We start from the raw sequence: 26,774 nt of genomic DNA, 5'->3' as shown, positions 1-26,774 counted from the left end.
TAAAAAACTTATCACTTAGAAAGTGGGTTTGTTCAGAGTGCCATACACAGCATGACAGAGATATAAATGCCAGCATAAATATACTAAAAGAAGGATTAAGATTAGTGGGGATGGAACAGCCCTTAGAACCTATGAATGCTTAGTGCAAAAGTGCTATCGAATAGGAATATCCACCTTCAAACATTACCGAAGGTAATTAAGGTGGAGTAGTTCAAGTTATTGTCTATTAAACTGTATTTTAAACTTTATATATCTTTTAAGGAGTGGGAATATCCTTTGGAATAGGACACTTATATGTTTTCCCATTCATTGATTTATCGAATTCTTCTTTTGCCTTTTTAGCTATCTCTGGATTATTCAATATTTTAGCTCCAAACATAGCCATAATTTTTGCTGCATATATCATACCTTTTTCTCCAATAGAACTCCCTGCACAAGATGTAAACTGCCAACTATGCCCAGGTGCACCTAGATTTGTACATCCTGTAAAAAAGTATGCTGTAGGAACTATATGCATTACATCTCCAATATCAGTAGAGCCATAGCTATTAAAGTTTGTAACCTTTCCTCCACCATAATATAGGTGAGTTCCTTCTGGTAAATTATATTTACTTATCATAGCCTTATATTGTTGTGGGCTTTGTCTATCTAATTCAGCTGCAAAATCCAATTCATCTTGAGTCCAAGGCTCTTGTGTAATATCATCCATACATTCTGACACAAGATTTGCTAGAACAGGATTGTTTAAAGTATTATAGCATCCTCCTAAAAACTCTACTTCAACCTCAGTCTCAGTCATCATTGCAGCTCCTTTTGCTACCTTTATAAGTCTTTCATATGTATTTTCTACAGCTTCTCTACTCAAAGCTCTTGTGTAATACCATACTGATGCTTTATCAGGAACTATGTTAGGTGCCACTCCTCCATCTGTAATAGTATAATGAATTCTTACATCAGAAGTAACATGCTCTCTCAGATAATTAGCTCCTACATTAGTAAGTTCTACAGCATCTAAAGCACTTCTTCCATTTTGAGGGTCTGACCCTGCATGTGCAGTTATCCCCTTAAAATGGAATTTTACAGAATTAACAGCTGTTGATATACCCACTGTAGCTTCACTAATTTTATTTGGATGGAAATTTATAGCTAAGTCTAGACCTTCAAATGCACCGCCTCTAGCCATAAATCCTTTACCTGTTAATTGCTCTTCTCCTGGACATGCATAAAATACTATAGTTCCTCTTAAATTATTTTCTATCATTTCTCTTTTAAGTCCTATTACCGCTCCTACATGCGCAGTACATAATAAATTATGTCCACATCCATGACCACAAGCTCCCAATTCAAATGCTTCTTGCTTTGTTGAAACTTTTTGGTTTAAACCAGGTAATGCATCAAACTCTCCCATAAAACCTATAACTGGTTTACCTGAGCCAAAACTAGCCTTAATAGCTGTAGCTAAACCTCCTACACCTACTTCCACATCAAATCCTTCACTTCTTAGAAAATTTGCTGTATTTTCACATGCTTTGAACTCTTTAAATGCTTTTTCTGGATTTTTCCATATTTTCTTACTCAAATCATCAAGTTTAAGTCTTTTTTCATCTATCTCTCTTATAGATATACTTCCTATCATTAACTTTACCTCCCATAAATCTATTTCATATTAACCAAATATAAGTGGACCTATTATACTAGCAAATGCCACTGAGGCAATAGTTACAGTAACAAATCCCCCTATAATCATTTTTGGTAATAAATAATCTGTTGCCCTTTGCTTTTCTTCTACGGTTCCTTCCATGGCATCAATACCTTCATTAGAAATTATCTGTGTTGCTGGATAAGCAAGCATACAAGTTACACCAATCGCTGCTGACATTCTTGGAGAATATCCTAATAACTTTCCTACAATTGCAGTAAATAGTATTATGAATATAGCTCCTATAACTAGTATTCCTATAGTTGGAACAATCATTGCAAATAGTGCTGTTGGAGTTACCTTAGCAAGTCCTCCAGGTAACATTAACATACAACCAAACATTATAATCCCATTAGATTGAGATTTATCTAAAATTCCTTTTTCTAAAAATCCTATTCGTGTAAAAATTAGCCCTACTAACAAACATGCTATATTTGGATTTAAATAATAGTTTGAAGGAGTAAATCCTGGTATTAAAGTAGCCAAGCCTACAAAGTTACCAATCATAGCAACAAATGAAAGTTTTGCAAGATATACTAATGTAGATGATTTTTTATTTGACTCTTCTTTAAAAATTCTCATACTTGGAAGCTTAAAATTACTTTTTGATTCATCCCTTAAGAAATCTCCCCTATCTCTTTTAAATTTTAATTCTTTATTTATACAATATGTTGTTATAGGAATACCAAAGAATTTTTGAAATGACAATACTAGAATTACAAATGCTGCAAGTTCAGGTCTATTTGCTGCTTCTGCAACCGTTGTTACAATAATACCAGCAATAGTAGAACCTGCTATTGGAGGTGCTGCTATTAAAGCATACTCTCTACCAAATAACATACTACCAACTGTGAAACAACCAACCGCTATGCCTACAATACCTACTAATGCAATTACAACTGTTTTCCATTCATGGCATAAGTCTTCAAGGTTTATAAGTGTTCCTAAGTTAGTTATTAATAATGCTATACCAAAGTTACTCATCGCAGCTAATATCCCCGATGCTCCTGTAACATCTTTTGGTAGAATATTGGTCCAAAATCCTAATAAAAATATAATACATACAAATAGCAATGTTGAAATTGCACCTTTTGTTTTCTTAGATAAAAACTCACTAAAAGCATAAATCATTACACATACAGTAAAGCAAGTAAGCGGATTCCAAAAATTTTCCATTGTTGTTTCCTCCTAAATATAATAATTTTTTATCAATAAAACAATAATTATAAAATGTATATTCTGTAGTTATTATTAACTACATATGGCACAGTTTGATATTTTTTGATGATATTTTTATACGTCTCAAATTATTCCTAAAATATCTAAATAAATATAACTTATAGTTAACTTTTTAAATATTTACCATAATCATTGATTTACTAGACTTCTTTTCAATCTTTGACTTTCTACATTATTTTATAAATGCAGAATTATACTACAACTATCTTCAATTTTAATATACATGTTGGAAGACTTGTCTTTATTTAATATTAGATATATAATTTATGCTTTATATACGTCTTAAATTATTCTTAAAATAGCTAATATAAATTAATAACATACCTATTACTATTGTTAAAAGATACCTTATTTTAATTATTTCTTTTAAGTCTTCTTTATGTACAAATTTGTATCTGCTAATACCTCCCCTCTTTAAATTAGACTATATCTAGTAACTTTAGAAATCGTATTCCTAGAAATAACAATTATTTGTCATATTAAATCAATGATAAACTATATGTCTATAGTAGTCCTAAATTTTTCTTAAATTAGCAATAAAAAATAAATTTACTAAAATATAAAGTCACTAGTTTTTATTTTGTCAAACTATTCTTGATATAAATTATAATTTCAAACTTTACTTTTGTCAATATATTCTGACAATAAATTGCAAATTTATAGTTTTAAAATTAGTCTTAATCTTCTTATATCACTATGTACTTTATACTTAAATACTACAAAATTTTTTAGTGACTATAAATTCTATGTCAGTATATAAAGTCCTAAGTTTATTTTTATTTAAACGTGATAGTACTATATTCAAGTAAATTTCCATAAAAATCACCCTATTTTGTCATGAACCTATTTAGCCCTATCATCTTTAAGATAAATTGGTGGATGCTTCACACTTTTTAATTCTTCATTGCTTTTTAAAAGTTTATTATTATTTTCCATATCATAAATCTGTAACATAACTTTATTTACATATAGAGCATAATAATCATCACTATAAAAATACTAATATTCATATTGAGGGTCATCTTTGTAATATACTCTGTATAGTATTCCTTTGTAGCTTGCTTTCTTTGCTTTTTCTTTTGTAATACTCTTTATATTATCTTCTGAAATATCTTGCTTTACCATATATTTATTAATATATATTTCAGCATCCTTCCATGGTTTAAAGTAATTGTTATATACAACACTCCCTGTTATACCTACAATACTTATAATTAATACTAATAAAAAAGATATAGTAGTATCTACTATCATCTCAATTAACCCAGAAAAATCCTTCCCAATTTTTTTCTCGTCTCCAGGATGTAATTCTGGAATATATTTATCACAGCAAATAAATTTTGCTCCAGCACCTTCAATTTTATCTTTAAATTCATTAAAAGAATAATACAATACCTCATCCCCTCTATCTACCAATTCACGAACTACTTCAACTGTAGGATTAGTGTGACCATATGCAGGAATACTAAAAAATACTATTTTACTCATATTTTATCCATCCTTTTATAATTTTTTTAAAATTACTATTCTTTACCTATTACTCCCATATGACCTATAAAATTTATCAAATCATGTTGATGAACAATTCCTAATCCTCTTTCTTCATCTCCTAGTATCAATAATTTATCTCCTGCGTTTATATTAAATACATCCCTTGCTTCTTTTGGAATAACAATCTAACCACGTTCACCAACTACGACAGCTCCAAAGAAAAATTTTCCTTTAGGTGGTATTACAATACCTATTTTTTCTTCTGAATGATTAACTAAGTCATCTAGTTTGACATTGTACAATTTTGCAAGTTTAATGCAACTATCTATATCAGGAGCAGATTCGCCTTTTTCCCATTTTGCTACTGATTGTCTAGATATATTAAGTTTTTCAGCTAATTCCTCTTGTGTGTACTGATGGATTTTTCTTAGTTTTTTCAAATTCGTATTAATCATATTTTTCATGCCTCCTATGTTTATAGTATTAGATTTATTGCTTAAATTCTATCAACTAATCTTAACATTCATGTATATATTTATATCAAAAGAATTTAAACTATATGCTGTTAGAGAAAACCTTGAAAAAACTAGATTCACAAAGGATATATTTTTAGAAGCATGTATTGATTTAAAAATAATAGGATTTGATAAACCAAAAGATTGTCTTCGAAAATGGAGAAAAATCTACTTAAAACAAGGCTAAGCCTCTCTTGTATCTAAATCAAGTAGAAAACTAAATCTAAAAAAGAAAACAAATGTAAAGATGAGTTGAAACGAGTAAAAACAAGAATCAAATATCTTGAAATGGAAAATAGTTTTAAAAAAATATAGATGTTCTGGAAAGGACCGTGATAAAATAAATAAAATTTCTGGAAATAAAAAACACTTTTGAACAATACATAAAATTAAATAAAGAAGATAAATCTTTACCAAAAATGACAATAAAAGAACTTTGTAAAATAGCCAATGTAAGCCGTTCAGGCTACTATCATTGGTTAAACTGATATAACTACTGCTACTAAATAACATAGAGTAATGAAAAATATTTTAAAAAGAAACTTTATTCAAAGTAATCCTTTAAATGTGTTGCTAACGGATATTACCTATTTACACTATTCAAATTGAAATATAGCATATTTAGATGCAGTAAAAGATGTTACAACAAGGGAAATACTTTCTTATCATACCTCTCAAAATTTATCTATGAATTTAAGCCTACGACCAATCAAAGACATAAGTGATAAGTATTCAAAAAATGATTTGGAAGGTTGTATGATTCATTCTGACCAAGGAATATATTCAAAATTTATATCTGCATGTAAAAAAGCTAATTTAATACAGTCTATGTCAAGAAAAGGAAATTGTTTGGACAATGCCACAATGGAGTCGTTTTTTGGTCACTTAAAAGATAAAGCTGGTTATGAAACATGTAGGAGCTTTGATGAGGTAGAAAATATTGTATCAAATTACATAGAATATATAATAATAAAAGGGAACAATGGATATTAAAAAAGATGACTCCTGCACAATACAAGAATCATCTTATGGTTCCGTAATCATTCTGTGGTTTTTTGATGTACGATATAAAGAGCTCAGTTCATTAATAAAGTGTCTTTTATAGTTATGTAATTACATACGTAAAAGATTTGCCATGACATCATAAGTATTGTATCCAACAACTCCATCTGAAGTTAGACCATGACCTCTTTGGAAGTGTTTTACTGCATTATATGTGGCAGGACCAAATGAACTATCTAAACCAATGTCATAATTTAGCTCACGTAACAGTAGTTGTACACAGTGAACATTATTTCCTTTTGTAACATGACCATAACCAACGAGTGTACGAGTACTTATTGTATAGTTTTTGTCACCTGATATAGTAATAGTTGCCTTATCTGGGTCATATTTTCCATAATGTTGTGAATATGTTCCCATACTCTCATCTTCTGAACTAAGAATACTTTTATTATCTGGAATAAATATTTCAGCATTTGGGTCAGGGTCTATATTTAATTCCTGACATTTTTGTTCATAGTATTCTTTAACTTCTTGTGGTGCAGTTTCATACTTAAATGTGTATCCAGAGCTTTGGAAATAGATTATAGACGACTCACTTTTATTTGTATTATCGTCTTTTTGCTCTGCGAATGCTACACTTGTAAATGTAAGCATTAAACAACAGAAAAGTGTTAGAACTTTTTTTAACATAAAATCCCCCTAAAATAATTGTATTTCTACTTAATAGTTGTATTACTTTTAGTAGATACTTCTATTTTATCAGACTTTCTTGGAATTTCACCTAAAACTTTACAAGTTTCTTCATACATTTTTCGATATTTCTCTGGTGCAGTTTCATATGTATAATCTATAGTTTCTGCAAACTTAAGACCAAGGTACTCAGAATCAGCTTTATTTTCAGATGGTATGTTTTTATGTATGGTTTCTAAAGCATTAATTTCTAAAAAAGATGTGCTTGTAATTATAAAGATTAATATTCCTGATATAATGCCACTTTTGCCTTTCTGATTTATAATATTTTCAAGTCTTACTTCCAAATCTGGTTTATTAAATTCTGTTGTTAACAATCCGCTACAAGTAATGTTAGAAAGCTCTATTGATTTGAGTAAAGTCATACCATAAGATTTTTTCTCTTTTAGAGAACAATTATTTAGAACACTTTCATCACAACAAAGTTCACAATCAATTGAAATTTTTTTGCTCATTATGAATACAAATGGATTAAACCAATATAAGCCTTTTATAAATACTACTAAAAATTTTATTAATATATCTTTGTTTTTAAAGTGAGTTAATTCATGTTTTAAAATCCAATATACTTCATCTGCACTATATGGTAAATCAGGTAAAAGTATATATGACTTAAATAACCCCATACCTGCTGGGCTTTCTGGTTCTTCTGTATATCTTAGGGTTATATTTTGCTTAATATTTAATTCAGATAATAAATTATGATAAATGTTATTGATACTTTCATTTTCTATTTCGAAAGAAGTATCAATAATTAAGTCTTTAAATTTTAAATATTTAGATAATACACAGTATAAATATATTATCGTTCCAATTGCAAAAATTAATAATATAAAAAAAGAAATACTTATTTCTTCTTTTATATTATTATTAAGATTAGATATGTTATTAATAAGAAAATATTTTTGTGGTGTATCTGTAAAAAAATTTACTGAATAATTAAACATAAAAAATAACATTCTAAAAATAATAATCAACCAAATATAGTAATTAAATTTTTTACTAAATTTTTTAAAGAAAAATGTTTTTAAAAATATTAATATACAAATGCTAATACTACTTATAATAACTGTTTTTAAAATATTGTAAACTAAATAGTTAACACAATTATTCATCTTCATCATCTCTGAAAAGTTCACTAAAAGACTCTACTTTTTCTTTTGATATTGTTTTGTTGTTAAGAAATGAAGTAAGAAAGCTTTTAATTGAATTGTCATGAATATTTTTACAGAATAACTCGGTTACAAAATCTTTATATTCTTCTTCACCCACAATAATTATGTAATGAGTATATCTATCTATTTTATTAGCTTCTAAAAATTTCCTTTTAACAAGTCTGGCTAAAAGCGTAAGTGTTGTTGTTTGTTTCCAACCATATCTTTGTTCCATTGCGTAGATAACATCTTTAGATATTACTGTCTCATTTATTTCCCATATAAACTTCATAATCTTTAATTCTGCTTCTGGTATTTGTTTTAACATAGTTATCTGCCCCCCCTATACTCTAATACTACAAAACTAGATCAAAAGAGTCAAATAAAAATTTTTAGGAATAAAAACAAAATATATGTCAAGAAATTTAACATAATTTTATTTTAAATTTATATTGAATTTCTTAATAAAATCCAAGAAAATCAAGTTTGAAAATGATAGATACTTGGAGATACCTTTAAACACAAAATAAAAGCATATTTAATTTAAAGATGCTTTTATTTTTTAAATTTTTGTATTTTTATTCAATTTTTATAAGACCTTTTTCATCTTTAGTAGAGACTTCTATTATATCTGAATCCTGAGGAGTTGTACCTAGTTTCTCACAAGTTTCCTCATACATTTTTCTGTATTTTTCTGGAGCAGTTGCATATGTATAATCTATAGTCTCTGAAAATTTAAGGCCATCATTCTCAGTGTTAGCTTTATTTTCAGAGTGTATATTTTTTTGTATAGGTTCTAAGGCATTAATTTCCAAAAAAGAAGTACTTGAAATTATAAATATTAATATTGCTAATATAATACCATTTTTACCTTTACTCTTTATAATATTTTCAAGTCTTACCTCTAAATCTGATTTATTAAACTCTGTTGTCAATAAACCTCCTTCATTAAAATTAGAGAGCTCTATTGATTGAAGTAAAGTCATGCCATAAGATTTTTTCTCTTTTATAGAACAATTATTTAAAACACTTTCATCACAACAAAGTTCACAATCCGCAGAAATTCTTCTACTCATAATATAAACAAGTGGATCAAACCAATATAAGCTTCTTGTAAATGCTACTAAGAATTTTATTAGTATATCTTTATTTTTAAAATGTGTTAATTCATGTTTCAAAATCCAGTATATTTTATCTTTGTCGTATGGTAAATCTAGTAATAATACATATGACTTAAATAAACCCATACCAGCTGGACTTGATAACTCGTCTGTGTATCTTAAAGGTATATTCTTTTTTATATTTAGTTCAACTAATAAATCCTTGTAAATATTATTTATGTATTCATCTTCTACGTCAAAAGAGGTATCAATAATTAGATTTTTAAATTTTACATATTTATATAACATATTAGAATAAGAGAATATAGCTCCAACTATCCAAATCAAGAATAAACAAAATGAAATATTTAAACTTGGACTAATCTTAGTATCAAGATTCGTAATATTGTCAATTAAAATATAATTTTTTGATGCCTCTTTAGTAAAGTCTATAGAATAACTGAAAAAGAAAAATATCATTCTTAGTATAATGATTAACCAAATGTAATAGTTAAATCTCTTACTAAATACTTTAAATAAACGTACTTTTAATAATAGTAATAAGCAAATATAAATACTGCTTATAATTGTTGTTTTTATTATACAATCAAATAAATAATTCATACAATTACCTTCCCCCTCAATAAAATAACTTTTTACTTTATAATTTAATATATATTTATCTTATATATACAATAATACATTAAGACAAATATGGAAATACTTACCTGTGGATGTTTTAAAAAAATAACTATACTATTAAAGATAATATCTTAATAGAAGTATAAAATGCAACTTAAAAAGTTAAAAGAAAGATATAAGCAAGTGTTAAGGGTAATAAAACAACTCGTCAAAAAAACATAATAATAAATTTATCCATTCAATTTCTACATTGCATAAAGACGGACATTTAACCAAAGAAAAACTAAATAAATTGGAGCATTGGGTAAGAAGCTGGAAAGATGAGGAGTGATATATAAAAACATTTTTAAAAAAGAGTTATCATGCTTAAATAACTCTCTTCTACTCATTGTTCTTAGCTTCATTTAGATTTTTTATTAAAACAGACAAAACCTCTGAGACAATTCTTAATCCTTTTGAATCTAAATTTTCTAGACCTTTTATTATATCATTCTGTAAATGAGGTTTTGCATATTCAACAGAATCTTTAAGAATTATATCTGCTGTTGTATCTAAAGCATTTACTATTTTAATAAGTGTTTCTAAGCTAGGTATCTTCTTACCTCGTTCAATATTACTTAAATGATTGTATCCTATATCAATTTTCTCTGCTAATTGCTCTATTGTAATTCCTAATTCTTTTCTACGCTTTCTTATTCTTTCTCCTAAATAACTTAAATTCAATTTATTATAATCTCCTATTTTTATATAATTCTTATTAATTAGTATATATTTTAAAGTATACATTTTTAATACTCTAATAGGTCTAAAAGTATCTAATAGAATATATTTTTAAAAATATTCTATGCTTATCAAATGAAATTATCTGAAACGGAGATGTCTCAAAATAAAAATTTGAATCATATCCTTTTTTGTATAAAAAACAAAAAAAGGGTTCCTAAGAACCCCTAATCTATGTGATAATTGTCCTGTGAAAAAACAAAAACAACATTTTTATTATATCAGATATGGGTGTTATAAATAAGTAGTATTGCCATTAGCATTGAAACAATTATTCTCAAGGATGATTCAGTAAGACTACTTAGCCCAATTTTAGAGGAGTTGAACTTAAAGTTTGATTAGAAAAAAATCAATTTTGAGACAACCCCTTTGTGCTAAATCACTTTACTTTACTCACCTTTTCTTACATCATTTTCACCAATATCTTGTATTCCAACAAATATAAGATTTATTAGCTCTGTTAGTGATTTCCATTGCGATTTTTTTGAATCAAGATAATAATAGTTTTTCGTCCCTTCTCTACGTACATTAACAATTTCTGCTTCTTTCAATATTTTAAGATGATGAGATACTGCAGGGCGAGAAAGATGTGTTTTTTCTGTAATTTCTCCTACTCGTATACCATTGAAGTCACTCTCTAGGAGTGTTATTAAAATTAACTGTCTAGTTTCATCACCCATAGCAGAAATAGCTTTACGACAGTCTTTAAATTTAGATGTTATTTCTTCTATTCTTTGCTGACATTCTTTTTCCATAAAATCCTCCATATCTTATAAGTATCTAACACTTGCTGCCTCTTTTTGTGCAGTACGTCTATATTTAACATCTGGATATCCAATAACTAGCGTTGTAAGAACATGATTCTTGTGTTTTAAACTTAGAAACTTTTTTAACTTTGGCGAGTTATTTGCTACATCTGAAAAATATCCACTAAATAAAACCCCCAGACCATAAGATTCTGCCATTAGTGCCATATTAGATGCTGCAAGTGAACCACTAATCTTATCTTTTGTAATTATCATTATTGCAATAGGAGCATGCTTGAAGAAAAAGTTATCATCAATCTCAATTTCCTTTGAATATTTAACAGCAATGTTTGCAATCGGTTTGATTTTTCTAAAAAATCTCACTGCCTCCTTTTCATACATTGCTTTTTTATTGTCCAAAACAATATATGATACATCTTGTGAATTTTTAGCACTAGGTGTGTATCTACCTGCCTCAATAATTTGCTTTACAATTTCTGAAGAAACTTCTTTATCTTTAAATTTTCTGATACTCCTTCTAGATTTAATTGCCATTAGTAATTCATCTGAGTCTAAGCTTGGCTTATTTGTAAGTTCTATTGGTGGTTCATCAAATCCTGTCAGTGTAATAGCTTCTTTGGGACAGATTGCTGCACAGTGTCCACACATTAGACAGTCTTGCTTTTTAATTACTGATTTTTTATTTTCTATAACTATATTATTTACTGGACAATCATTTTTACAAAGTCCACATCCAATACAAAGGTCTTTATTAACTTCAATTATATGTTGATATTTCATATGCACTCCTCTCCCTTTCGTTCATTAGTTTAAACTATTATAACACTCAAATACATTTTATATTCATTGGTAAAGAATTTGATTACCATTGAATTTTTAATATATCTATTGAATAAGTTTTTCATAAATTTTAAAGCATTATAAGTTATATTTAATAAAAAAAGACAAGCTTAGAATTTAAGCTCGACTTTTTCATCTCTTGGTACAAAATAAATTATCTCTCTTTTCAGCAAATCTCTTCGTGAATCCTGCTACAGAGAAAAAATTATACCACTATTATTTTTATATTCTTCTTATTTAATATAAATCTTCACCATTTGAAGCAATTACTTTCTTATACCATTCAAAGCTTTTCTTTTTCGCCCTTCTCAAACTTCCATTACCGATATTATCTCTATCTACATATATAAATCCGTAACGCTTTTCCATTTCACCTGTGCCAGCACTTACTAAATCAATAGGACCCCATGTAGTATAACCTAATAAATCTACACCATCTATAGAAACTGCGTCATACATCGCTTTTATATGTTCTCTTAAATAATCAATTCTGTAATCATCTTCTACATAACCATTTTCATCAGCTATATCTTTTGCACCTAATCCATTTTCTACAATAAATAGTGGCTTTTCATATCTATCATATACATGATTTAATGTAATTCTTAGACCTAATGGATCAATTGGCCATCCCCATTGGCTGTATGAAAGATATGGATTTTTAGCAGATGTAAATATATTTCCTTCAGCTACATCATCTGCATTTTCATCAGTTCTAACACAACGACTGTTGTAATATGAGAATGAAATAAAATCTACTGTATATTTATTCAATAATTCAATGTCACCAGGTTCCATTTCTGGTGTAATACCTTTTTGCTCCATATACTTTAATGCATAGTTAGGATATTTTCCTCTAGATTGTACATCTACAAAGAAATAATTTTCTCTATCTAACTTTGTAGCTTCCCATACATCATTAGGATTGCAACTATAAGGATATACACTTCCAGCTGCAAACATACAACCAACTAAGTTATTTGAATCAACTTCATGTGCTATTTTAGTTGCAATTGCACTAGCTACAAGTTCATGATGAGCAGCCTGATATTTTATCTTTTCAGTATCTTCGCCTTCTTCAAAACAAATACCAGCACCCATAAATGGAGCATGTAAAATCATGTTTATTTCATTAAAAGTTAACCAATATTTAACTAAGCCTTTATATCTTCTAAAGATAACATTACATAATTTCTCATAGAAACCTATCATTTTACGATTACGCCATGCACCATACTTTTCAATTAAATACATTGGACAATCAAAATGTGTAATAGTAACTAGTGGCTCTATTCCATATTTTTTACATTCTTTAAATATATTTTCATAAAATTGAAGCCCCTTTTCATTTGGTGTTTCTTCATCACCTTTTGGAAATATTCTACTCCATGCAATACTCATTCTATATACTTTAAATCCCATTTCACCAAATAGCTTTATATCTTCTTTATAATTATGGTACATATCAATACCAGTTTGAGCTGGATAATAATGTTCAGCATCAAAATCAAACATTTTTAATTTACCTGTAATAACTGCTGTCCTATCTTTTCCGGTTGGACATACATCTACATTTGCTAATCCTCTTCCGTCTTTATTATATCCACCCTCACATTGATTAGCTGCAGTAGCTCCTCCCCATAGAAAATCTTTTTTAAAACTCATAGTTAAGCCTCCTAAAATTATAACTAAGGCATTAACTTATGCTAATGCCTTAGTTTTTTACTAAAATATAACCGTAATCAGATTGCCCTCTAATTCAGTACTCTTACTTTCTGTTTCTACTACATCTAAAAATTGTGATGAATTGGTAATAACAATTGGAGTTACAACACTATACCCTGACTCTTTTATTGCATCAATATCAAAGTTTAATATCGTTTGACCTTTTGTAATTCTATCACCTTGCTTTATACATGCCTCAAAACCTCTTCCTTCTAACTGAATAGTATTTAATCCAATATGAATAAGCACTTCAACACCTGTATCTGAAAGAATTCCTATAGCATGTAGACTAGGAAATAAGGTTGTAACCACTCCATCTACTGGTGCAACTACTTTTCCATCACTAGGTATTATTGCTACACCTTGACCTAGTACACCAGATGCAAATGCTGCATCCTCTATATCGCTTAAATTTAAGACTTCACCTTTTATAGGGCTTACTACTATTTCTTTTTCTAATTTAGCAGACTTAACCTCTTTTGTTTCCTCTTTTACATTATTTTTTACTTCTTTAGATTCTCTTGCTTCCTTTTCTTTATATAAAACCATAGTTAATCCAAAAGCTACAACCATTGATATAGCTATACCAGAAAGAGCTACTATTAAATTGCCCATTCCTCCATCTGGTTCAATCATTGCTGGAAGTTCGAATATTCCCATCCCTCCAGTTATAAACTTTCTAAGATTAAAGAATCCGTAGAAAGCTCCTCCAATACCACTAGCAATACAACTTATTATAAATGGCTTCTTTAAAGGTAATAATATTCCATAAATTGCTGGCTCTGTAACTCCAAATATACCAGATATAAAGTTTGGTATTGCCATCTCTTTTAATTTCTTGTCTTTAGTCTTGAAGAATATCGCTAATACGACTGCTGAACTTGCAAATGTACAAGCAAAGAATGGCATCATAACATTATCGTATCCTAAAGTCATAACATTATTTATATATACAGGAATGAATCCCCAGTGCATACCAAAAATAACAAGAATTTGCCAAGTGAACCCTACTATAGCACCTGCTAATAGTGGACTAAAATCTCTTATCGAAATTACAATTTGCGAAATAAGTGTAGAACCAAATGTTGCTATAGGGCCTATAACTATAAGTGCAACAGGTACTGTTACTAATAATGTAAGCATTGGCACAAAGAAAAACTTAACTAAGTCTGGAACAATCTTATTAAATAATTTTTCACACTTAGATGCAAAATACACTATAAATATAATTGGTACAACTGTCCCAGTGTAATCAATTGATATCATTGGTAGTCCAAAGAAATCAATATATACTGGTGATGCAAACATTGTTCCTTTAAATAAAGTGTACATCACATCTGCACCTGCTGATATACTACTGCCTTGTATCGCAGGATAACACATTGCAGCTCCTAGTGCTAATCCCAACATTGGTTTTAGCCCAAATTTCTTAGCTGAAGTATATCCTAAAAATAAAGGAAGGAATGTAAATAATGCATCTCCTGCTGCATTTATTACCATATATCCACCAGATAAATCACTATATAATCCCATTGCTACAAATAAAGCGTTAAATCCTTTTAACATCCCACAGGCTGCCATTATTCCTAGTACTGGCTGAAAAATCCCTGATATTATATCTATACCTTTATCTAGCATACTACCTGATTTTTTATTTTCTGAATTTGTACTTGAGTCATCTAAGTCAATTATTTCAACTATATCTTTATAGACAGCCTCAACATGATTTCCTATAACTACTTGATATTGTCCTCCACTTTTCATTACAGTAACAATACCTTCCATATTTTTCAATACATCATCATTTGCTATACTTTCATCTTTCAAATTAAAACGTAATCTTGTAATACAGTGTACTAATCCACTAATGTTTTCTTTTCCACCAACATTTTTTACTATGCTTTGTGCTAATTGTTTGTATTTTTCCATTTTCTCCTCTATATTTCTTTTAAATAAATTTTTTGAAATTTGAAGGTTTGGCCAACTCAATGTTACCATCCAACCATAGGTATAATTTTGTTAGTATCACTCCTTTCAATAACTCTTACTATATACTACTGAAAAATTATTCATCTTACATATTTGAATCTTTAACTACTTTAGCTAAATGTATTGTTAAATATATAAGTTCATCATCTGTTAATATGTAGTTATATTGTTTTTTAATAAAATTTTTAATCTTAACTACACATTCAAACTCTTTATTATATTTAGACTTAATAATGATTAATAATTCTTTATCTGTCTCACCTTCATGCACACTATTTGAAAGTAATCTCTGGACAAAAAATTTAAGATGCATTATAAATCTATAATAAAATACAGAATCCTCATGAAATTCTATTCTAAAATGATATCTAACTATACTAAGTACTTCTTGTATTAACTTTGTAATATCATATGCCAAGGTATGACCTTCACTTAACTGAGCATTTACTATATGAAATGCTATAAATCCAGCTTCATCTTCAGGTAATTTTACACCTGTTTTGCTTTCAATAACATCAAGTGCTTTCATTCCAATTTCAAACTCTTCTTTATAGAATCTCTTAGTTTCCCAAAGTATTGCATTCTTTACGTTTATCCCTTCTTTCATTCTTTGAATTGCAGAATATGTATGGTCACTTAATGATATATAAATACTTTCATTTAATTTCTTGTTTAATTTTATTTGTGCATACTCTATAATTTCACTTGATAATTTCATGTGCTCCATAGGAATATTATTAAGTAATTCTTGTAACTTATTTGATATTTCTTTATTTGATATCCTAAATACTTTGTTTACTTTAGTTTTATCTATTAAATCGCCTTTTGATTTTTGATAACCAATGCCTTTACCCATGACAATAATTTCTTCATCATTGTCATCTAATGTGATTACAACGTTATTATTTAATATCTTATTAATTATCACGATTATCCTCCTTTTGAGCATAAAAAAAGCTTATCCATAATAATGGGCACAATCCTTCCAAGGATACTGCTATTATTAATGAATAAGCTTAGCTTGTACTTAAACAATTACTACCTAATTCCAATTATTATAATAAAACATTAGACATATTTTGTCAACGTTTTCTTTGAATATATTTCATCTTTATATGCAAAGAAGCTATAAGCTTGCTTTGTTACTCTCACCATAATTTTCTTTCTATTAAAAAATTTGCTTCGTTTAAGCCATATTTAGATACTCTATTTCATATCGACAACGACTGCATCTGTTGCTTTAACAACGTGTTGGCGATATATTTATATATTTTAAGCTTATTAGTTGGGATTATAAAATATCCATCTACTTATTATATAATAAGTAATGCTAACTTTATTTATAAGTGTACATATTTTGTATATTAAAGATAAGTATACCACTGATTTTTATTAAATATTAATTATATAAAATAAAAATAAACCCAATATCTTGTTATTAGCTACTAGGTTTATTTTTATGTTTTACATTATACTAAAGTATTTGATGTAATCATATATATTTTTTATTGATCACGTCCTATTGTTCCATCTTCAAGACCTTTTTCTACTTGTTCCTCGCTTGGTTTTGGTAAATTATTCTGTTGCTCTGTTTCTTTTGGTGTATTATTTATTTCCTTCTTACCTTCACATCCAATTACGCTAAGAGCTACCATTGATACTATTACTGCTGCTGTAAATTTCTTATTAAATTTCATTTTTTCTCTCCTTTTATTTTATATATTTTTTATTTTATTACCTTTTTCATAAAACTAATATTTATTAGATTTGCTAAATAATAGATTAATTATCTAACAAATTATTTGATGTATAATTTTATTCTGATTTAAGTGCTACTATTGGTTGTAACTTAGATGCTTTATTTGCAGGGGATATTCCAAATACTACTCCCATAAATATGGCAAATCCAACTGCAGCAAATACCACATTCCATGCTATATAAGGCTCAGCCCCCATTGTTCCTAGTATTGGGAATGACCCAAGTATACCTATTGAAGATCCTACTATTCCACCTATTAAGCTTATTGTAAGAGATTCTACTAAGAACTGTACTAGTATAAAGTTTCTAGGAGACCCTAAAGCTTTTCTTATACCTATTTCTTTAGTCCTCTCAGTTACAGATACTAGCATCATGTTCATTATACCTATCCCTGCTACGAATAAAGATACACTTGCTATTGCTCCTACCATTAGGTTCATAGTAGCATCCATTGATTTCATTGAATCTATCATTTCTTTATTACTTGATACATAAGAATCGTTTGGTGCCATACCCTTTCTAGTAAAGTGAACTTTTATTTCATCCATTGTATTTGTAACACTATCATTTGAAGTAGATTGTACATTTAATTTAGATATGTCACTTATTCCTAAAACAATTTGTGCTGTTTTATAAGGCATATATATAGTATCATCTTCTGGGCTATTATAAGTTTCATCAATCTTACTTAATACGCCTATAACTTTGTATGGTATAGACTTAATATTTATTGTTTTTCCAAGTGCATCTCCTTTAGGGAATAATTCACTGGAAACCTTACTACCTAATACTACAACTTTAGTTGATTTATCATTATCAATTGGCATAATAAATCTACCACTCTTAATTTCAGTGTTATTTAGTTTTGAATAGTTTTCATCCGTTCCAACTATACTTTTTTTGCTATCTTTTTTATCGTAACTCACAGTTGCTGAATCACTTATTTCTGGAGATATTTCTTTTACATTCGAACTACTTTTTAATACTTTTATATCAAATTCATTTATTTTTTTATCTCCATATACACTTGCAGTTATTAAATCTAGTGGCTTTGATTCAAAACTTTTATACATACTTTGTTTACTACCTATAGATATTGTAACGAATAAAATTACACTGGCTGTACCAATTGATATACCTAATATAGTAAGAAATGAACGTAGTTTATTAGCTTTGATTTCTCCTAATGCCATCTTAATTATTTGGAAAATATTCATATACGCCACCTCCTATTCAAAAATTTCACCATCTCTAATTCTTATCAATCTTTTAGCATTTCTTGCTATATCCATGTCATGAGTTATCATAATTATAGTTTTACCTTCTTGGTTTAGACCTTCTAATATTTCAAGTATTTCTTTACTTGTTTTACTATCTAGTGCTCCTGTTGGCTCATCGGCTAGAAGTATTTGTGGATTTGTAGCTAGAGCTCTTGCTATTGCTACCCTCTGTTGTTGCCCTCCAGATAATTGATTCGGCCTATTATTTAATTTATCTTGTAGTCCAACCTTTTTCAGACATTCTAGTGCTATTTTTCTTCTTTCTTTAGGAGTTTTACCTTGGTATATAAGAGGAAGTTCTATATTTTCTAAAGCTGATAATTTATTTAATAAGTTAAAACTTTGGAATATAAATCCTATTGTCTTGTTTCTTACAGCACTTAACTCATCTTCACTTAGTGATGTTATACTTTTTCCGTCCAATACATATTCACCATTATCAGCTAAATCTAAACAACCAATAATATTCATAAAAGTTGATTTACCAGAACCTGATGGACCTATTATAGATACAAATTCACCTTTTTTAATATCTAGTGAAACCTTTTTTAATATAGTTATTTTTTCATCGCCTATGCTGTATGATTTCACTAAGCCCTTAGCTTGTATTACATAATCACTCATATATTATCACCTCTCTTATCCTATTGATTTTTCCATCATTGAGCCTGAGTCTGCCTCTGAATTTTCAACAGGACCTTTAAATGACTGTATACTTATACTTTCATTTTCTGAAAGTCCTTTTGTAACTTCTATATATTCTGAATCCGTAATTCCTGTTTCAATGTATTTCTTTTCTTTTGTACTTGCAATAGTAACAAAGTATCCTTTTTCATCTTTTTGAACAGCCATTACAGGAATCTTTATTACATCATTTTTTTCGTTTATTATGATTGTACCTGTTACAGACATACCATCTTTAAGACTTTGTATAGTTAAATTATTTTCTAAAATCCATCCAGTAGTTTTGTCACTAGTTTCAACTTTATACCAATTCTCTTTTTTATCTAGAATTGTTACTTCTTCACCTTCTAATAATTTCTCAAGACTCTTACTATTAGATGCATTATTCTTTCTAAGAATTGTATCATTGCTAGCTATTTTTACTTTTACATCTTTTTTATCTATTCCTTCTAACTTAACTCCATATTTTTGTATCCACCCTTGTGTGTTGTCTTCTAGTTTAATTCTCATCCAACTTCCTTTTCTTTCTAATATGTGGAATTTATCTCCTTTTTCTATTTTAGCTACTTTTCCATATTCTTTAGATGGTCCTTTTCTTACACTTATTTCTTCGTATTTACTTTCTCCAACTTCAAGTATCGGGTTAGAAACTGCCACAGTTACATTGTATGTCGGACTCTCTCCTTCTTCTGCTTTGTTAGATATTTCAGTTATCGTTCCTTTTATAGTTTCATCTGGAAATGCCTTTGCATTTACCTCAACCGTTTGATTTACTTCTAACTGAGATATATCATATTGATTTACTGATACAGTTATTTTAATCGCATTTGGATTGTTTCCATCTGCATTAATTAACGAAACTTTTCCTCCAGCTGATACAACTGATTTTATGTTTCCTTTTTCTACTGATAGAGTGTTCATTGTTGCATTCATTTGCTGTTGTTGTTTTGCCTCTGCATTTTTATTAAGTCCTATGTATGCCCCCGATCCTGCTAGAGTTATTGTAATAGCCGCTATAACTATAAGTTTTTTTGGTTTTTTCATAATATTCCTCCTTAAGTATTATAAAGTACTGTAAATATATAATTGCACTTTAATATTTTCCATAATTTATCTTATATTTGCATTTCTCATCACCAATATAACATCTTAATGTTTACTTTGATAAGTGTTAGGCTTTAGAGCTAATCCTCAACTCTGGTATGAGTGTAACATCTTAATGTTAATCTTATGTTTACATAAACTTAGTTCTTGTATATTTAATTTACCTCAAGCTAATCTCTTTGTTTTATTATGGAAATTCTTCCTTTAGTATCATCCATAACTTAATACGCTACAAACTATACACCATATGTTAATTGTATGTTTACTCTTTAGCTATAGCATTGAGTTTCATTTTAATATATTATAAACTTCTTATTATCAAATAAAACGATTCTATATAGGGAGAAAAAGTATGAAAATAACAAAAAGTCACATAGTAGCACTTTTATTAGTAGCAACAACACATTTAACTATAGGATGTGAATCAACAAATAATAACAATAATGAAAATAAGAGTAATAAAATAGCTCAAGTGCCATCTGATACTCAAAGCGTATCTAATCTTACTTTAGAAAAGATGGAGCTCTAATCGTTGGAGATTTCAGAAATGGTAACATAGGAACAGCTGGTACTACTGCTCAATATGAGTGCATAGAAACCACTCTATTAAATGATTTATTTGTAATTGACATAAAATAACTAACCCCTTAGAAAAGACTATAATAATAAATTTATGGTTGTCCTATTGTCAATTCTTATATGATGGTAATCAAAGAACAGCTAGACTTACCTCAAATCTAATACTTATAATTAATGACATTGGAGTACTATCAATCGCTACTAAATGTAAAATTGAAATATGAACTTTTTAGTTCATGAGGCATTCTTTTTGTATGAAATCAACTATATTTTCATCATTTCAACAATGAAAAAGAGACTTATCTCTATTTTGAGACAGCCCCTTCTTCTGCATGTTCTCTATCTCTAGTATTAAATCTACCATGTACTAGTTTAGACAAATATTCTATGAATTTTAAAAAGATGGTGGAGTTACTGCAAATATAACCTCACAATCACAGTCTCCTATATTTTCCCATTTATGATTTGAGTGTGGAAGTATTTTTACACTATCCCCACAATTTAAATCAATTACATGATTCATTAAATAAATCCTTACATTTCCTTTAATTACATAGGCAACTTCTTCTCCTCTATGGCTAAACTGTTCTTTTGAAGATGATCCTCGAGGTGGTATTTTCATAAGCATTAATTCTATTTCTCCTTTTGAGTTTGGAGTTAGTAATTCATATGCAAAGCTATCATCTTCAGAAAACATAATCTTTTTACGACTTTCTTTTCTAACTACTAAGCTTTCTGTAGCTACATCATTTATAAAAAAATTAAATAATGGTATATCTAAGGCACTAGAAATTTGTTTTAATGTATTAATAGACGGATTAGCACTTCCTTTTTCTATTTGACTAAGCAAAGATGAAGTAACACCTGTTAAATTAGCTAATTCTTTAATAGTCATGTTTTTTCTTTTTCTATATTCAGTAATATTTTTTGATATATCTACCTCATTCATCTATAAGCTACCTCATTATTATATATTTTGATTATTATATAAATTATTATATCAATATATACTATATTACGCAATTTAATTAAATTACATTTAATTTTTTGAAGAATAATTAAATTTCATTGACTGCACAAATAGAAAATGTTAGTATTAATTAAAAAGTATTAATTTTAATCATATATATTTTAATACAATTTAATATATAACATAAATTAGATTAACTAAAGTGAAAGTAGAGGTACATGTTATGATGAATATAAACTCAAGCACATGGGCTGAGGTAAATTTAACTAATATAAAATATAATGTAGATAACGTAAAAAAAGCTTTAACTAAAGATACTATGCTATGCTGTGTTGTAAAAGCAGATGCTTATGGACATGGAGCTGTAGAAGTATCTAAGTTCTTAGATAAAGAAGAAAATGTTGATTTCTTTTCAGTAGCTAGATTAGAAGAAGGTTTAGTAATTGCAAAAGCAGGTATAAAAAAACCTATTTTATGTATGGGTTATACAAACACTAATAAAATACAGCATGCGATAGATAGTAACATAAGAATTACTGTATATTCTTTAGAAATGGCTATAAAAATAAATGAATTAGCTAAATTAAGCAATAAAAAAGCTTATGTACACATAAAAATTGACACTGGTATGAGCAGAATAGGTTTCTTAGTTAATGAACAATCTATATCAAACATAAAGAAAATATTTACTTTAGAAAATTTAGTGATAGAGGGTATTTATACTCACTTTGCAAAATCAGATGAAGAAAATAAAGAAACTACTTACAAGCAAATAAAGAAATACAATAGAGTTATAAGTTCATTAGAAGAAGCTAACTTAAATATACCAATAAAGCATGTATCAAATAGTGCTGCAATTTTAGATTTAAGAGAATGTGATTTTAATATGGTTAGATTAGGAATATCTTTATATGGTTCTTATCCATCATCTGAAGTTAGCAAAGATATAAAACTAAAAACAGCTTTAGAATTAAAAACTATAGTTAATAATATAAAGAATATAGAGAAAGGAACTAGTGTTAGTTATGCTGGTATATATACAGCAGATAAAGATGTTAAAATAGCTACATTATCAGTTGGTTATGCGGACGGATTCCCTAGAACACAAAAAAATCCTCAAGTATTTATAAATGGTAGGTTATTAAATATAGTAGGGAGAATATGTATGGATCAAACTATGGTTGAAATACCAAATGATATTGATATTAAGATGGAAGATGAAGCTATCTTAGTAGGTGATATAGACGGAATAAGAATAGGTGATATATCAAGTAAGGTGGGAACAATAGACCATGAAATACTTTGTTGTATAACTAAAAGGGTAAATAGGATATATATAACAAACTAGAGCAAGTAAATAATTAATTATCTGTTAGATTAATTTTTATAATATGGATTCTATAAGAAGTAAATTTTGTATTGATTGAGTCTAGAAATATTTATGTGTTAGCTTAGAGTTAAATTTCTTTCTTAAAAATAAATACTTAAATGAGCTAAAATTTGAGTCCAATTTCTAATTTTTTTAGTCCATTTTTCAGAAATATCTATAGTTGATAAGTATAATGATTTGTCCAAAGAATCATGTGAAGGAAAAATAGACTTCGATTTAATAACTTTTCTTAATAATCTATTGTAACTTTCCATTGAATTTGTAGTATATATCAATGCTCTTATCTCTTGAGTATATTTAAAATATGTTGCTAGTTCATTCCAATCACTTGGTTCTCTATTCTTGACATATGATTTTCATAGTTTCTAATTATCTTTGGTTCAAAATCTCCATTTCGGTTCCTTAGAGTATTTAAAGTTACTTCTCCAAAATCTGATTTAGCATTCTTATTTCTATATCCATTTCTAGAGTTTTTAGTATTTTTATTCTTATTATCATAACCTAAATGGTCGTCAAGCTCCACTTCTAATATTTGATAAATTGTACTTGCAAATAAATCATTTAACATATCTTGAATGTCTGTAGTTGTTTTAACATCATATTCTTCAATAAGTTTTTTAATATTTCGTTTTTGTTAAACATAAAAAGTGTGTACCTTCCTTTATATAGTGATATTTAATATTTTAATTATCACTACTTTTTAAGAAGAATACACACTTTATTTTAAATACCCTCAATTTATAGTTTATACAACATCTATACTTCATAAAATATATCTAATATTTCTTTTTTTGTATGTGCATTTAAAAGTCTTTCACTTATATCTTTACCACCTAAAATATAAGATATTTTAGACATTAACATTATATCTTCATTTCCTTCAGATTGTGGCATAGCAAACATAATTATTACTTTTACAGGCAAGCCATCTATACTTGGCCAATCTACACCTTCTCTAGATTTACCTATTACTACAGATGCTTTCTTTACATACTTTGTTTTTCCATGTGGCATAGCCATTTGATAACCTATACTAGTAGAACCTATTTTCTCTCTACGCTTTAGTGCCTTTATAAACTTGCTTTTTGAAGTTATACTTCCTGTATCGTATAATTTATCTACTAATTCTTGTATTATGCCTTCTTTTGTAGTTGATTTTAAATCTAAAATAACACTTTCTTCGCTTAATATTTCTCTAATTTCCATTTATTTTCTCCAGTACATTATTGTCAAATAATATTTTAATATCCTCTTTTCTTTTACAATCTATTATATAGTTTATATAGTTCTTTTGACTATACAAATTTGATATTTCCATTAACATATTCTTTAAAAAACTCTGATTACTAGTTTCTAAATAAATATCAATCATTCTATTAACATTATTGATATTCATTATCCCCTTATTTAATTTACTTTGATTATGTATATATATATTTAAATCTTTTCCTAATGAAATAGACTTATATTTACTACCTAAATTCATACCTATTAAACTTTCCATCTGCATTACATCAAAATTAAAATATATATTATCTTTTAAATACATTCCTAACAAGTTTGTATCTAAGGTCATGCTTTTCTTAGGTTTAGTAACCAAAGCATTTTTTATATTATTAATATCACTTTCCATTAATAGTACTGATACAACTATATGTAATTTGTCTTTCAAGTCTAAATTTACAGTAGATATTACAAAGTCTACATCATCTAAATTTCGCTTATTCAACTGATGCATAGGAATTATATCAACTATAGTCCATTCAGGAAATTCTCTTTTTAATCTAGCTGCAAGGAGCTGAGATGTTCCATATCCTGTATGGCAAACTACTATTACTCTTTTACTACTCATATTTCTTTCTATTGCTGCTTGAAAATATGTAGCAAGATACGAAACTTCATCTATACTAATATTCTTTAGATTTTCATACTCTGTCATAATATTCATAGTCATCATGCATAATCCCAATACATCTGAAAATCGCTCTTGTATCTCTCCCAATAATGGGTTTTTTATTTGGATATCATATCTTAATCTGTTTAACATAGGTCTTACATGAGATGCTAGACTTTTTTGTAGTAAGTCATCATTTTTGAGATTTATATTTAAAAATTGTGACATATTCTCTATCATTATAGATGATACCTTTTCACTTTCACTTAATATATCTGATTCATCATTGTAACTACTATTACTTTCACTACTAAATCCAGATGATACTAAAAAAATATATATGTACATAATTTCATCTTTCGTTATTTTTACTTTGTATCTATTTTCTATTTTACTTATAAGTGTAGTGACATTTTGATATACTAACTCGTCCAAATTATCTACAGAAACTTCTCTTTCTTCCTGAGACTCTATTTGATTACCTTCTTCGATTCTCTTTAAACATATAAGTATATGGGTAATTAAATTTATATAGTAGGGCTGACTTATAGTGTATCCTAAATTATGTTCTAACTCTGTAATTATAGTTTCTACAAATATAATAGAATCAATATCAAATAAATTCATCAACGCACTAAACGTAGCATAATCTAATCTTGTTAACTCAGATATATCATGCTGTTCATAATTTTCATCTAATAAATCATCCATCATTTTGGCAATCGATTTCCTTATATCCACTTCTTTACCTATAATCTTAGTTCCTTCTAAAGTCTTATTAAGTTTTAAATTGTATTCTTTTATCCATTCCTCTATATATTTAAAATCATTTACTATAGAAGTTTTACTTACATAATATTTATCCGATAACTGATTTATTGAAGTTATATTACTTGAATTTAGTAATAGATACTTTAAAATTTCCATTCTTCTTTGCTCTACTGATAAAGATTTATTTTCCTTCGATTGTATATTTAAACTGTTGATTAAGTCTATGTTCTTTTTTGCTAAAGCTTCTATTAATATTCCATAGCCTCTTTTTATATCAATTTTTATATTAAAAGTTTCTAAATATCTCTCAATCATCTTCAAATCTTTTTGTAAAGTTTTATCTGATACATTTAATTTATCTTTAAAATATTTTATAGGTCTATATTTATTTTCGTTTAATATCAATTTAAGAAATTCAATTTGCCTCGATATAAGCATACTTATCCCTCCCTACTATGTTTATATGTTTATATTAACTACTATTTTAACATATTTCCTAACTACGTAAAATTACTAAGATACTTCCGTATCATAAAAGAATTTATGATACACCTTACTAAATTGATATAATAGATAATATAATTTCGAAATAAAAAGTAAGGATATTTAGAAGTAGTCAACTGATTCTAAATATCCTTACTTTTACT

28 protein-coding genes and 1 pseudogene are annotated in these 26,774 nt (G+C 27.8%); 5 read left to right on the top strand and 24 right to left on the bottom strand.

Features of this window, described 5'->3' with window-relative positions; translation table 11 throughout:
• Nucleotides 1-143 (top strand): transposase (locus tag KGF45_RS17705; RefSeq protein ID WP_227830299.1); only part of this gene is annotated, 143 nt, incomplete at its 5' end.
• Between the two features lie 113 nt (nt 144-256).
• Here KGF45_RS17705 and KGF45_RS17700 read toward each other — a convergent pair.
• From KGF45_RS17700 to KGF45_RS20540, 5 genes are all read right to left on the bottom strand, one after another.
• The gene (locus tag KGF45_RS17700) at nt 257-1,636 is read right to left on the bottom strand and encodes a M20 family metallopeptidase (protein ID WP_227830272.1); all 1,380 of its coding nucleotides are present in this window, start codon (nt 1,634-1,636) and stop codon (nt 257-259) included.
• Between the two features lie 30 nt (nt 1,637-1,666).
• Nucleotides 1,667-2,875, bottom strand: a complete 1,209-nt coding sequence (locus KGF45_RS17695; RefSeq protein WP_227842961.1) for a hypothetical protein — start codon at nt 2,873-2,875, stop codon at nt 1,667-1,669.
• A gap of 1,062 nt (nt 2,876-3,937) precedes the next feature.
• Nucleotides 3,938-4,426 carry a DUF3139 domain-containing protein gene (locus tag KGF45_RS20550; protein ID WP_413894770.1) on the bottom strand — a complete coding sequence of 163 codons (489 nt, stop codon included), beginning with the start codon at nt 4,424-4,426 and terminating at the stop codon, nt 3,938-3,940.
• A gap of 35 nt (nt 4,427-4,461) precedes the next feature.
• Nucleotides 4,462-4,608, bottom strand: coding sequence for a hypothetical protein (locus KGF45_RS20545; RefSeq protein WP_413894771.1), 147 nt, complete (start codon nt 4,606-4,608; stop codon nt 4,462-4,464).
• Between the two features lie 6 nt (nt 4,609-4,614).
• Nucleotides 4,615-4,884, bottom strand: coding sequence for a helix-turn-helix transcriptional regulator (locus tag KGF45_RS20540; RefSeq protein WP_413894769.1), 270 nt, complete (start codon nt 4,882-4,884; stop codon nt 4,615-4,617).
• A 16-nt stretch (nt 4,885-4,900) separates the two neighbouring features.
• On the opposite strand from KGF45_RS20540, the gene KGF45_RS17675 reads away from it, so the two are divergent.
• Complete coding sequence (locus KGF45_RS17675) at nt 4,901-5,131, top strand: hypothetical protein (protein ID WP_227842960.1); 231 nt, start codon at nt 4,901-4,903, stop codon at nt 5,129-5,131.
• A 500-nt stretch (nt 5,132-5,631) separates the two neighbouring features.
• Nucleotides 5,632-5,984 (top strand): annotated as a pseudogene (locus tag KGF45_RS20225) (IS3 family transposase).
• A gap of 73 nt (nt 5,985-6,057) precedes the next feature.
• Here the strand turns inward: KGF45_RS20225 and KGF45_RS17665 are convergent.
• From KGF45_RS17665 to KGF45_RS17600, 14 genes are all read right to left on the bottom strand, one after another.
• Nucleotides 6,058-6,639 carry a peptidoglycan-binding domain-containing protein gene (locus KGF45_RS17665; protein WP_227842959.1) on the bottom strand — a complete coding sequence of 194 codons (582 nt, stop codon included), beginning with the start codon at nt 6,637-6,639 and terminating at the stop codon, nt 6,058-6,060.
• A 26-nt stretch (nt 6,640-6,665) separates the two neighbouring features.
• The gene (locus KGF45_RS17660; protein ID WP_227842964.1) at nt 6,666-7,814 is read right to left on the bottom strand and encodes a M56 family metallopeptidase; all 1,149 of its coding nucleotides are present in this window, start codon (nt 7,812-7,814) and stop codon (nt 6,666-6,668) included.
• On the bottom strand, nt 7,807-8,181 hold the full coding sequence (locus KGF45_RS17655) for a BlaI/MecI/CopY family transcriptional regulator (protein WP_227842958.1): 375 nt from the start codon (nt 8,179-8,181) through the stop codon (nt 7,807-7,809). Before KGF45_RS17655 ends, KGF45_RS17660 begins: the two co-directional genes overlap by 8 nt.
• Before the next feature lie 250 nt (nt 8,182-8,431).
• Nucleotides 8,432-9,577: a M56 family metallopeptidase gene (locus KGF45_RS17650; RefSeq protein ID WP_227842957.1), complete on the bottom strand. Its 1,146-nt coding sequence runs from the start codon at nt 9,575-9,577 to the stop codon at nt 8,432-8,434.
• A 399-nt stretch (nt 9,578-9,976) separates the two neighbouring features.
• Nucleotides 9,977-10,318, bottom strand: coding sequence for a helix-turn-helix domain-containing protein (locus tag KGF45_RS17645; RefSeq protein WP_227842956.1), 342 nt, complete (start codon nt 10,316-10,318; stop codon nt 9,977-9,979).
• 446 nt (nt 10,319-10,764) lie between these two features.
• Complete coding sequence (locus tag KGF45_RS17640) at nt 10,765-11,130, bottom strand: ArsR/SmtB family transcription factor (protein WP_227830281.1); 366 nt, start codon at nt 11,128-11,130, stop codon at nt 10,765-10,767.
• Nucleotides 11,131-11,145: 15 nt separating this feature from the next.
• Nucleotides 11,146-11,922 carry a nitroreductase family protein gene (locus KGF45_RS17635; RefSeq protein WP_227830282.1) on the bottom strand — a complete coding sequence of 259 codons (777 nt, stop codon included), beginning with the start codon at nt 11,920-11,922 and terminating at the stop codon, nt 11,146-11,148.
• A gap of 297 nt (nt 11,923-12,219) precedes the next feature.
• Entirely contained in the window at nt 12,220-13,647 is a 1,428-nt protein-coding gene (locus tag KGF45_RS17630) for a 6-phospho-beta-glucosidase (protein ID WP_227842955.1), read from the bottom strand.
• Nucleotides 13,648-13,707: 60 nt separating this feature from the next.
• The gene (locus KGF45_RS17625) at nt 13,708-15,636 is read right to left on the bottom strand and encodes a beta-glucoside-specific PTS transporter subunit IIABC (protein WP_227830284.1); all 1,929 of its coding nucleotides are present in this window, start codon (nt 15,634-15,636) and stop codon (nt 13,708-13,710) included.
• A gap of 145 nt (nt 15,637-15,781) precedes the next feature.
• On the bottom strand, nt 15,782-16,624 hold the full coding sequence (gene licT, locus KGF45_RS17620) for a BglG family transcription antiterminator LicT (RefSeq protein ID WP_227842954.1): 843 nt from the start codon (nt 16,622-16,624) through the stop codon (nt 15,782-15,784).
• Between the two features lie 577 nt (nt 16,625-17,201).
• Nucleotides 17,202-17,393 (bottom strand): hypothetical protein, encoded by a 192-nt coding sequence (locus KGF45_RS17615; RefSeq protein ID WP_227830286.1) that lies wholly within the window; start codon nt 17,391-17,393, stop codon nt 17,202-17,204.
• A gap of 118 nt (nt 17,394-17,511) precedes the next feature.
• On the bottom strand, nt 17,512-18,672 hold the full coding sequence (locus KGF45_RS17610; RefSeq protein ID WP_227842953.1) for an ABC transporter permease: 1,161 nt from the start codon (nt 18,670-18,672) through the stop codon (nt 17,512-17,514).
• A 12-nt stretch (nt 18,673-18,684) separates the two neighbouring features.
• Entirely contained in the window at nt 18,685-19,359 is a 675-nt protein-coding gene (locus KGF45_RS17605) for an ABC transporter ATP-binding protein (RefSeq protein ID WP_227830288.1), read from the bottom strand.
• 15 nt (nt 19,360-19,374) lie between these two features.
• Nucleotides 19,375-20,463, bottom strand: coding sequence for an SH3 domain-containing protein (locus KGF45_RS17600; protein WP_227830289.1), 1,089 nt, complete (start codon nt 20,461-20,463; stop codon nt 19,375-19,377).
• A 412-nt stretch (nt 20,464-20,875) separates the two neighbouring features.
• On the opposite strand from KGF45_RS17600, the gene KGF45_RS17595 reads away from it, so the two are divergent.
• Nucleotides 20,876-21,052 (top strand): hypothetical protein, encoded by a 177-nt coding sequence (locus KGF45_RS17595; protein WP_227830290.1) that lies wholly within the window; start codon nt 20,876-20,878, stop codon nt 21,050-21,052.
• Nucleotides 21,053-21,496: 444 nt separating this feature from the next.
• Here KGF45_RS17595 and KGF45_RS17590 read toward each other — a convergent pair whose 3' ends face one another.
• The gene (locus tag KGF45_RS17590; RefSeq protein ID WP_227830291.1) at nt 21,497-22,051 is read right to left on the bottom strand and encodes a helix-turn-helix domain-containing protein; all 555 of its coding nucleotides are present in this window, start codon (nt 22,049-22,051) and stop codon (nt 21,497-21,499) included.
• A gap of 244 nt (nt 22,052-22,295) precedes the next feature.
• Here KGF45_RS17590 and alr point away from each other — a divergent pair, with 244 nt between their 5' ends.
• Nucleotides 22,296-23,420 carry an alanine racemase gene (gene alr, locus KGF45_RS17585; protein ID WP_227830292.1) on the top strand — a complete coding sequence of 375 codons (1,125 nt, stop codon included), beginning with the start codon at nt 22,296-22,298 and terminating at the stop codon, nt 23,418-23,420.
• 122 nt (nt 23,421-23,542) lie between these two features.
• On the opposite strand, the gene KGF45_RS17580 is transcribed toward alr, so the two are convergent.
• The 4 genes from KGF45_RS17580 to KGF45_RS17565 all read right to left on the bottom strand — a co-directional run bounded on the left by KGF45_RS17580 (nt 23,543) and on the right by KGF45_RS17565 (nt 26,565).
• Nucleotides 23,543-23,737: a transposase gene (locus KGF45_RS17580; protein ID WP_255287837.1), complete on the bottom strand. Its 195-nt coding sequence runs from the start codon at nt 23,735-23,737 to the stop codon at nt 23,543-23,545.
• 35 nt (nt 23,738-23,772) lie between these two features.
• Entirely contained in the window at nt 23,773-24,030 is a 258-nt protein-coding gene (locus tag KGF45_RS17575) for a transposase (RefSeq protein ID WP_255614953.1), read from the bottom strand.
• Between the two features lie 188 nt (nt 24,031-24,218).
• Nucleotides 24,219-24,668, bottom strand: coding sequence for a PTS sugar transporter subunit IIA (locus KGF45_RS17570; RefSeq protein WP_227830293.1), 450 nt, complete (start codon nt 24,666-24,668; stop codon nt 24,219-24,221).
• Nucleotides 24,658-26,565: a BglG family transcription antiterminator gene (locus KGF45_RS17565; protein ID WP_227842952.1), complete on the bottom strand. Its 1,908-nt coding sequence runs from the start codon at nt 26,563-26,565 to the stop codon at nt 24,658-24,660. Before KGF45_RS17565 ends, KGF45_RS17570 begins: the two co-directional genes overlap by 11 nt.
• Nucleotides 26,566-26,774: the final 209 nt, after the last annotated feature.

This window comes from Clostridioides sp. ZZV14-6154 (assembly GCF_020657785.1).
GTDB lineage: Bacteria > Bacillota > Clostridia > Peptostreptococcales > Peptostreptococcaceae > Clostridioides.
This window is presented reverse-complemented; position numbering and strand designations above follow the sequence as displayed.

Bases quoted from the DNA above. Each gene is read 5' to 3' on its own strand.
- KGF45_RS17700 (WP_227830272.1), bottom strand. From the start codon at position 1,636: ATGATAGGAAGTATATCTATAAGAGAGATAGATGAAAAAAGACTTAAA.
- KGF45_RS17695 (WP_227842961.1), bottom strand. From the start codon at position 2,875: ATGGAAAATTTTTGGAATCCGCTTACTTGCTTTACTGTATGTGTAATG.
- KGF45_RS20550 (WP_413894770.1), bottom strand. From the start codon at position 4,426: ATGAGTAAAATAGTATTTTTTAGTATTCCTGCATATGGTCACACTAAT.
- KGF45_RS20540 (WP_413894769.1), bottom strand. From the start codon at position 4,884: ATGATTAATACGAATTTGAAAAAACTAAGAAAAATCCATCAGTACACA.
- KGF45_RS17675 (WP_227842960.1), top strand. From the start codon at position 4,901: ATGTTTATAGTATTAGATTTATTGCTTAAATTCTATCAACTAATCTTA.
- KGF45_RS17665 (WP_227842959.1), bottom strand. From the start codon at position 6,639: ATGTTAAAAAAAGTTCTAACACTTTTCTGTTGTTTAATGCTTACATTT.
- KGF45_RS17660 (WP_227842964.1), bottom strand. From the start codon at position 7,814: ATGAATAATTGTGTTAACTATTTAGTTTACAATATTTTAAAAACAGTT.
- KGF45_RS17655 (WP_227842958.1), bottom strand. From the start codon at position 8,181: ATGTTAAAACAAATACCAGAAGCAGAATTAAAGATTATGAAGTTTATA.
- KGF45_RS17650 (WP_227842957.1), bottom strand. From the start codon at position 9,577: ATGAATTATTTATTTGATTGTATAATAAAAACAACAATTATAAGCAGT.
- KGF45_RS17640 (WP_227830281.1), bottom strand. From the start codon at position 11,130: ATGGAAAAAGAATGTCAGCAAAGAATAGAAGAAATAACATCTAAATTT.
- KGF45_RS17635 (WP_227830282.1), bottom strand. From the start codon at position 11,922: ATGAAATATCAACATATAATTGAAGTTAATAAAGACCTTTGTATTGGA.
- KGF45_RS17630 (WP_227842955.1), bottom strand. From the start codon at position 13,647: ATGAGTTTTAAAAAAGATTTTCTATGGGGAGGAGCTACTGCAGCTAAT.
- KGF45_RS17625 (WP_227830284.1), bottom strand. From the start codon at position 15,636: ATGGAAAAATACAAACAATTAGCACAAAGCATAGTAAAAAATGTTGGT.
- KGF45_RS17615 (WP_227830286.1), bottom strand. From the start codon at position 17,393: ATGAAATTTAATAAGAAATTTACAGCAGCAGTAATAGTATCAATGGTA.
- KGF45_RS17610 (WP_227842953.1), bottom strand. From the start codon at position 18,672: ATGAATATTTTCCAAATAATTAAGATGGCATTAGGAGAAATCAAAGCT.
- KGF45_RS17605 (WP_227830288.1), bottom strand. From the start codon at position 19,359: ATGAGTGATTATGTAATACAAGCTAAGGGCTTAGTGAAATCATACAGC.
- KGF45_RS17600 (WP_227830289.1), bottom strand. From the start codon at position 20,463: ATGAAAAAACCAAAAAAACTTATAGTTATAGCGGCTATTACAATAACT.
- KGF45_RS17595 (WP_227830290.1), top strand. From the start codon at position 20,876: ATGAAAATAACAAAAAGTCACATAGTAGCACTTTTATTAGTAGCAACA.
- KGF45_RS17590 (WP_227830291.1), bottom strand. From the start codon at position 22,051: ATGAATGAGGTAGATATATCAAAAAATATTACTGAATATAGAAAAAGA.
- alr (WP_227830292.1), top strand. From the start codon at position 22,296: ATGATGAATATAAACTCAAGCACATGGGCTGAGGTAAATTTAACTAAT.
- KGF45_RS17575 (WP_255614953.1), bottom strand. From the start codon at position 24,030: ATGTTAAATGATTTATTTGCAAGTACAATTTATCAAATATTAGAAGTG.
- KGF45_RS17570 (WP_227830293.1), bottom strand. From the start codon at position 24,668: ATGGAAATTAGAGAAATATTAAGCGAAGAAAGTGTTATTTTAGATTTA.
- KGF45_RS17565 (WP_227842952.1), bottom strand. From the start codon at position 26,565: ATGCTTATATCGAGGCAAATTGAATTTCTTAAATTGATATTAAACGAA.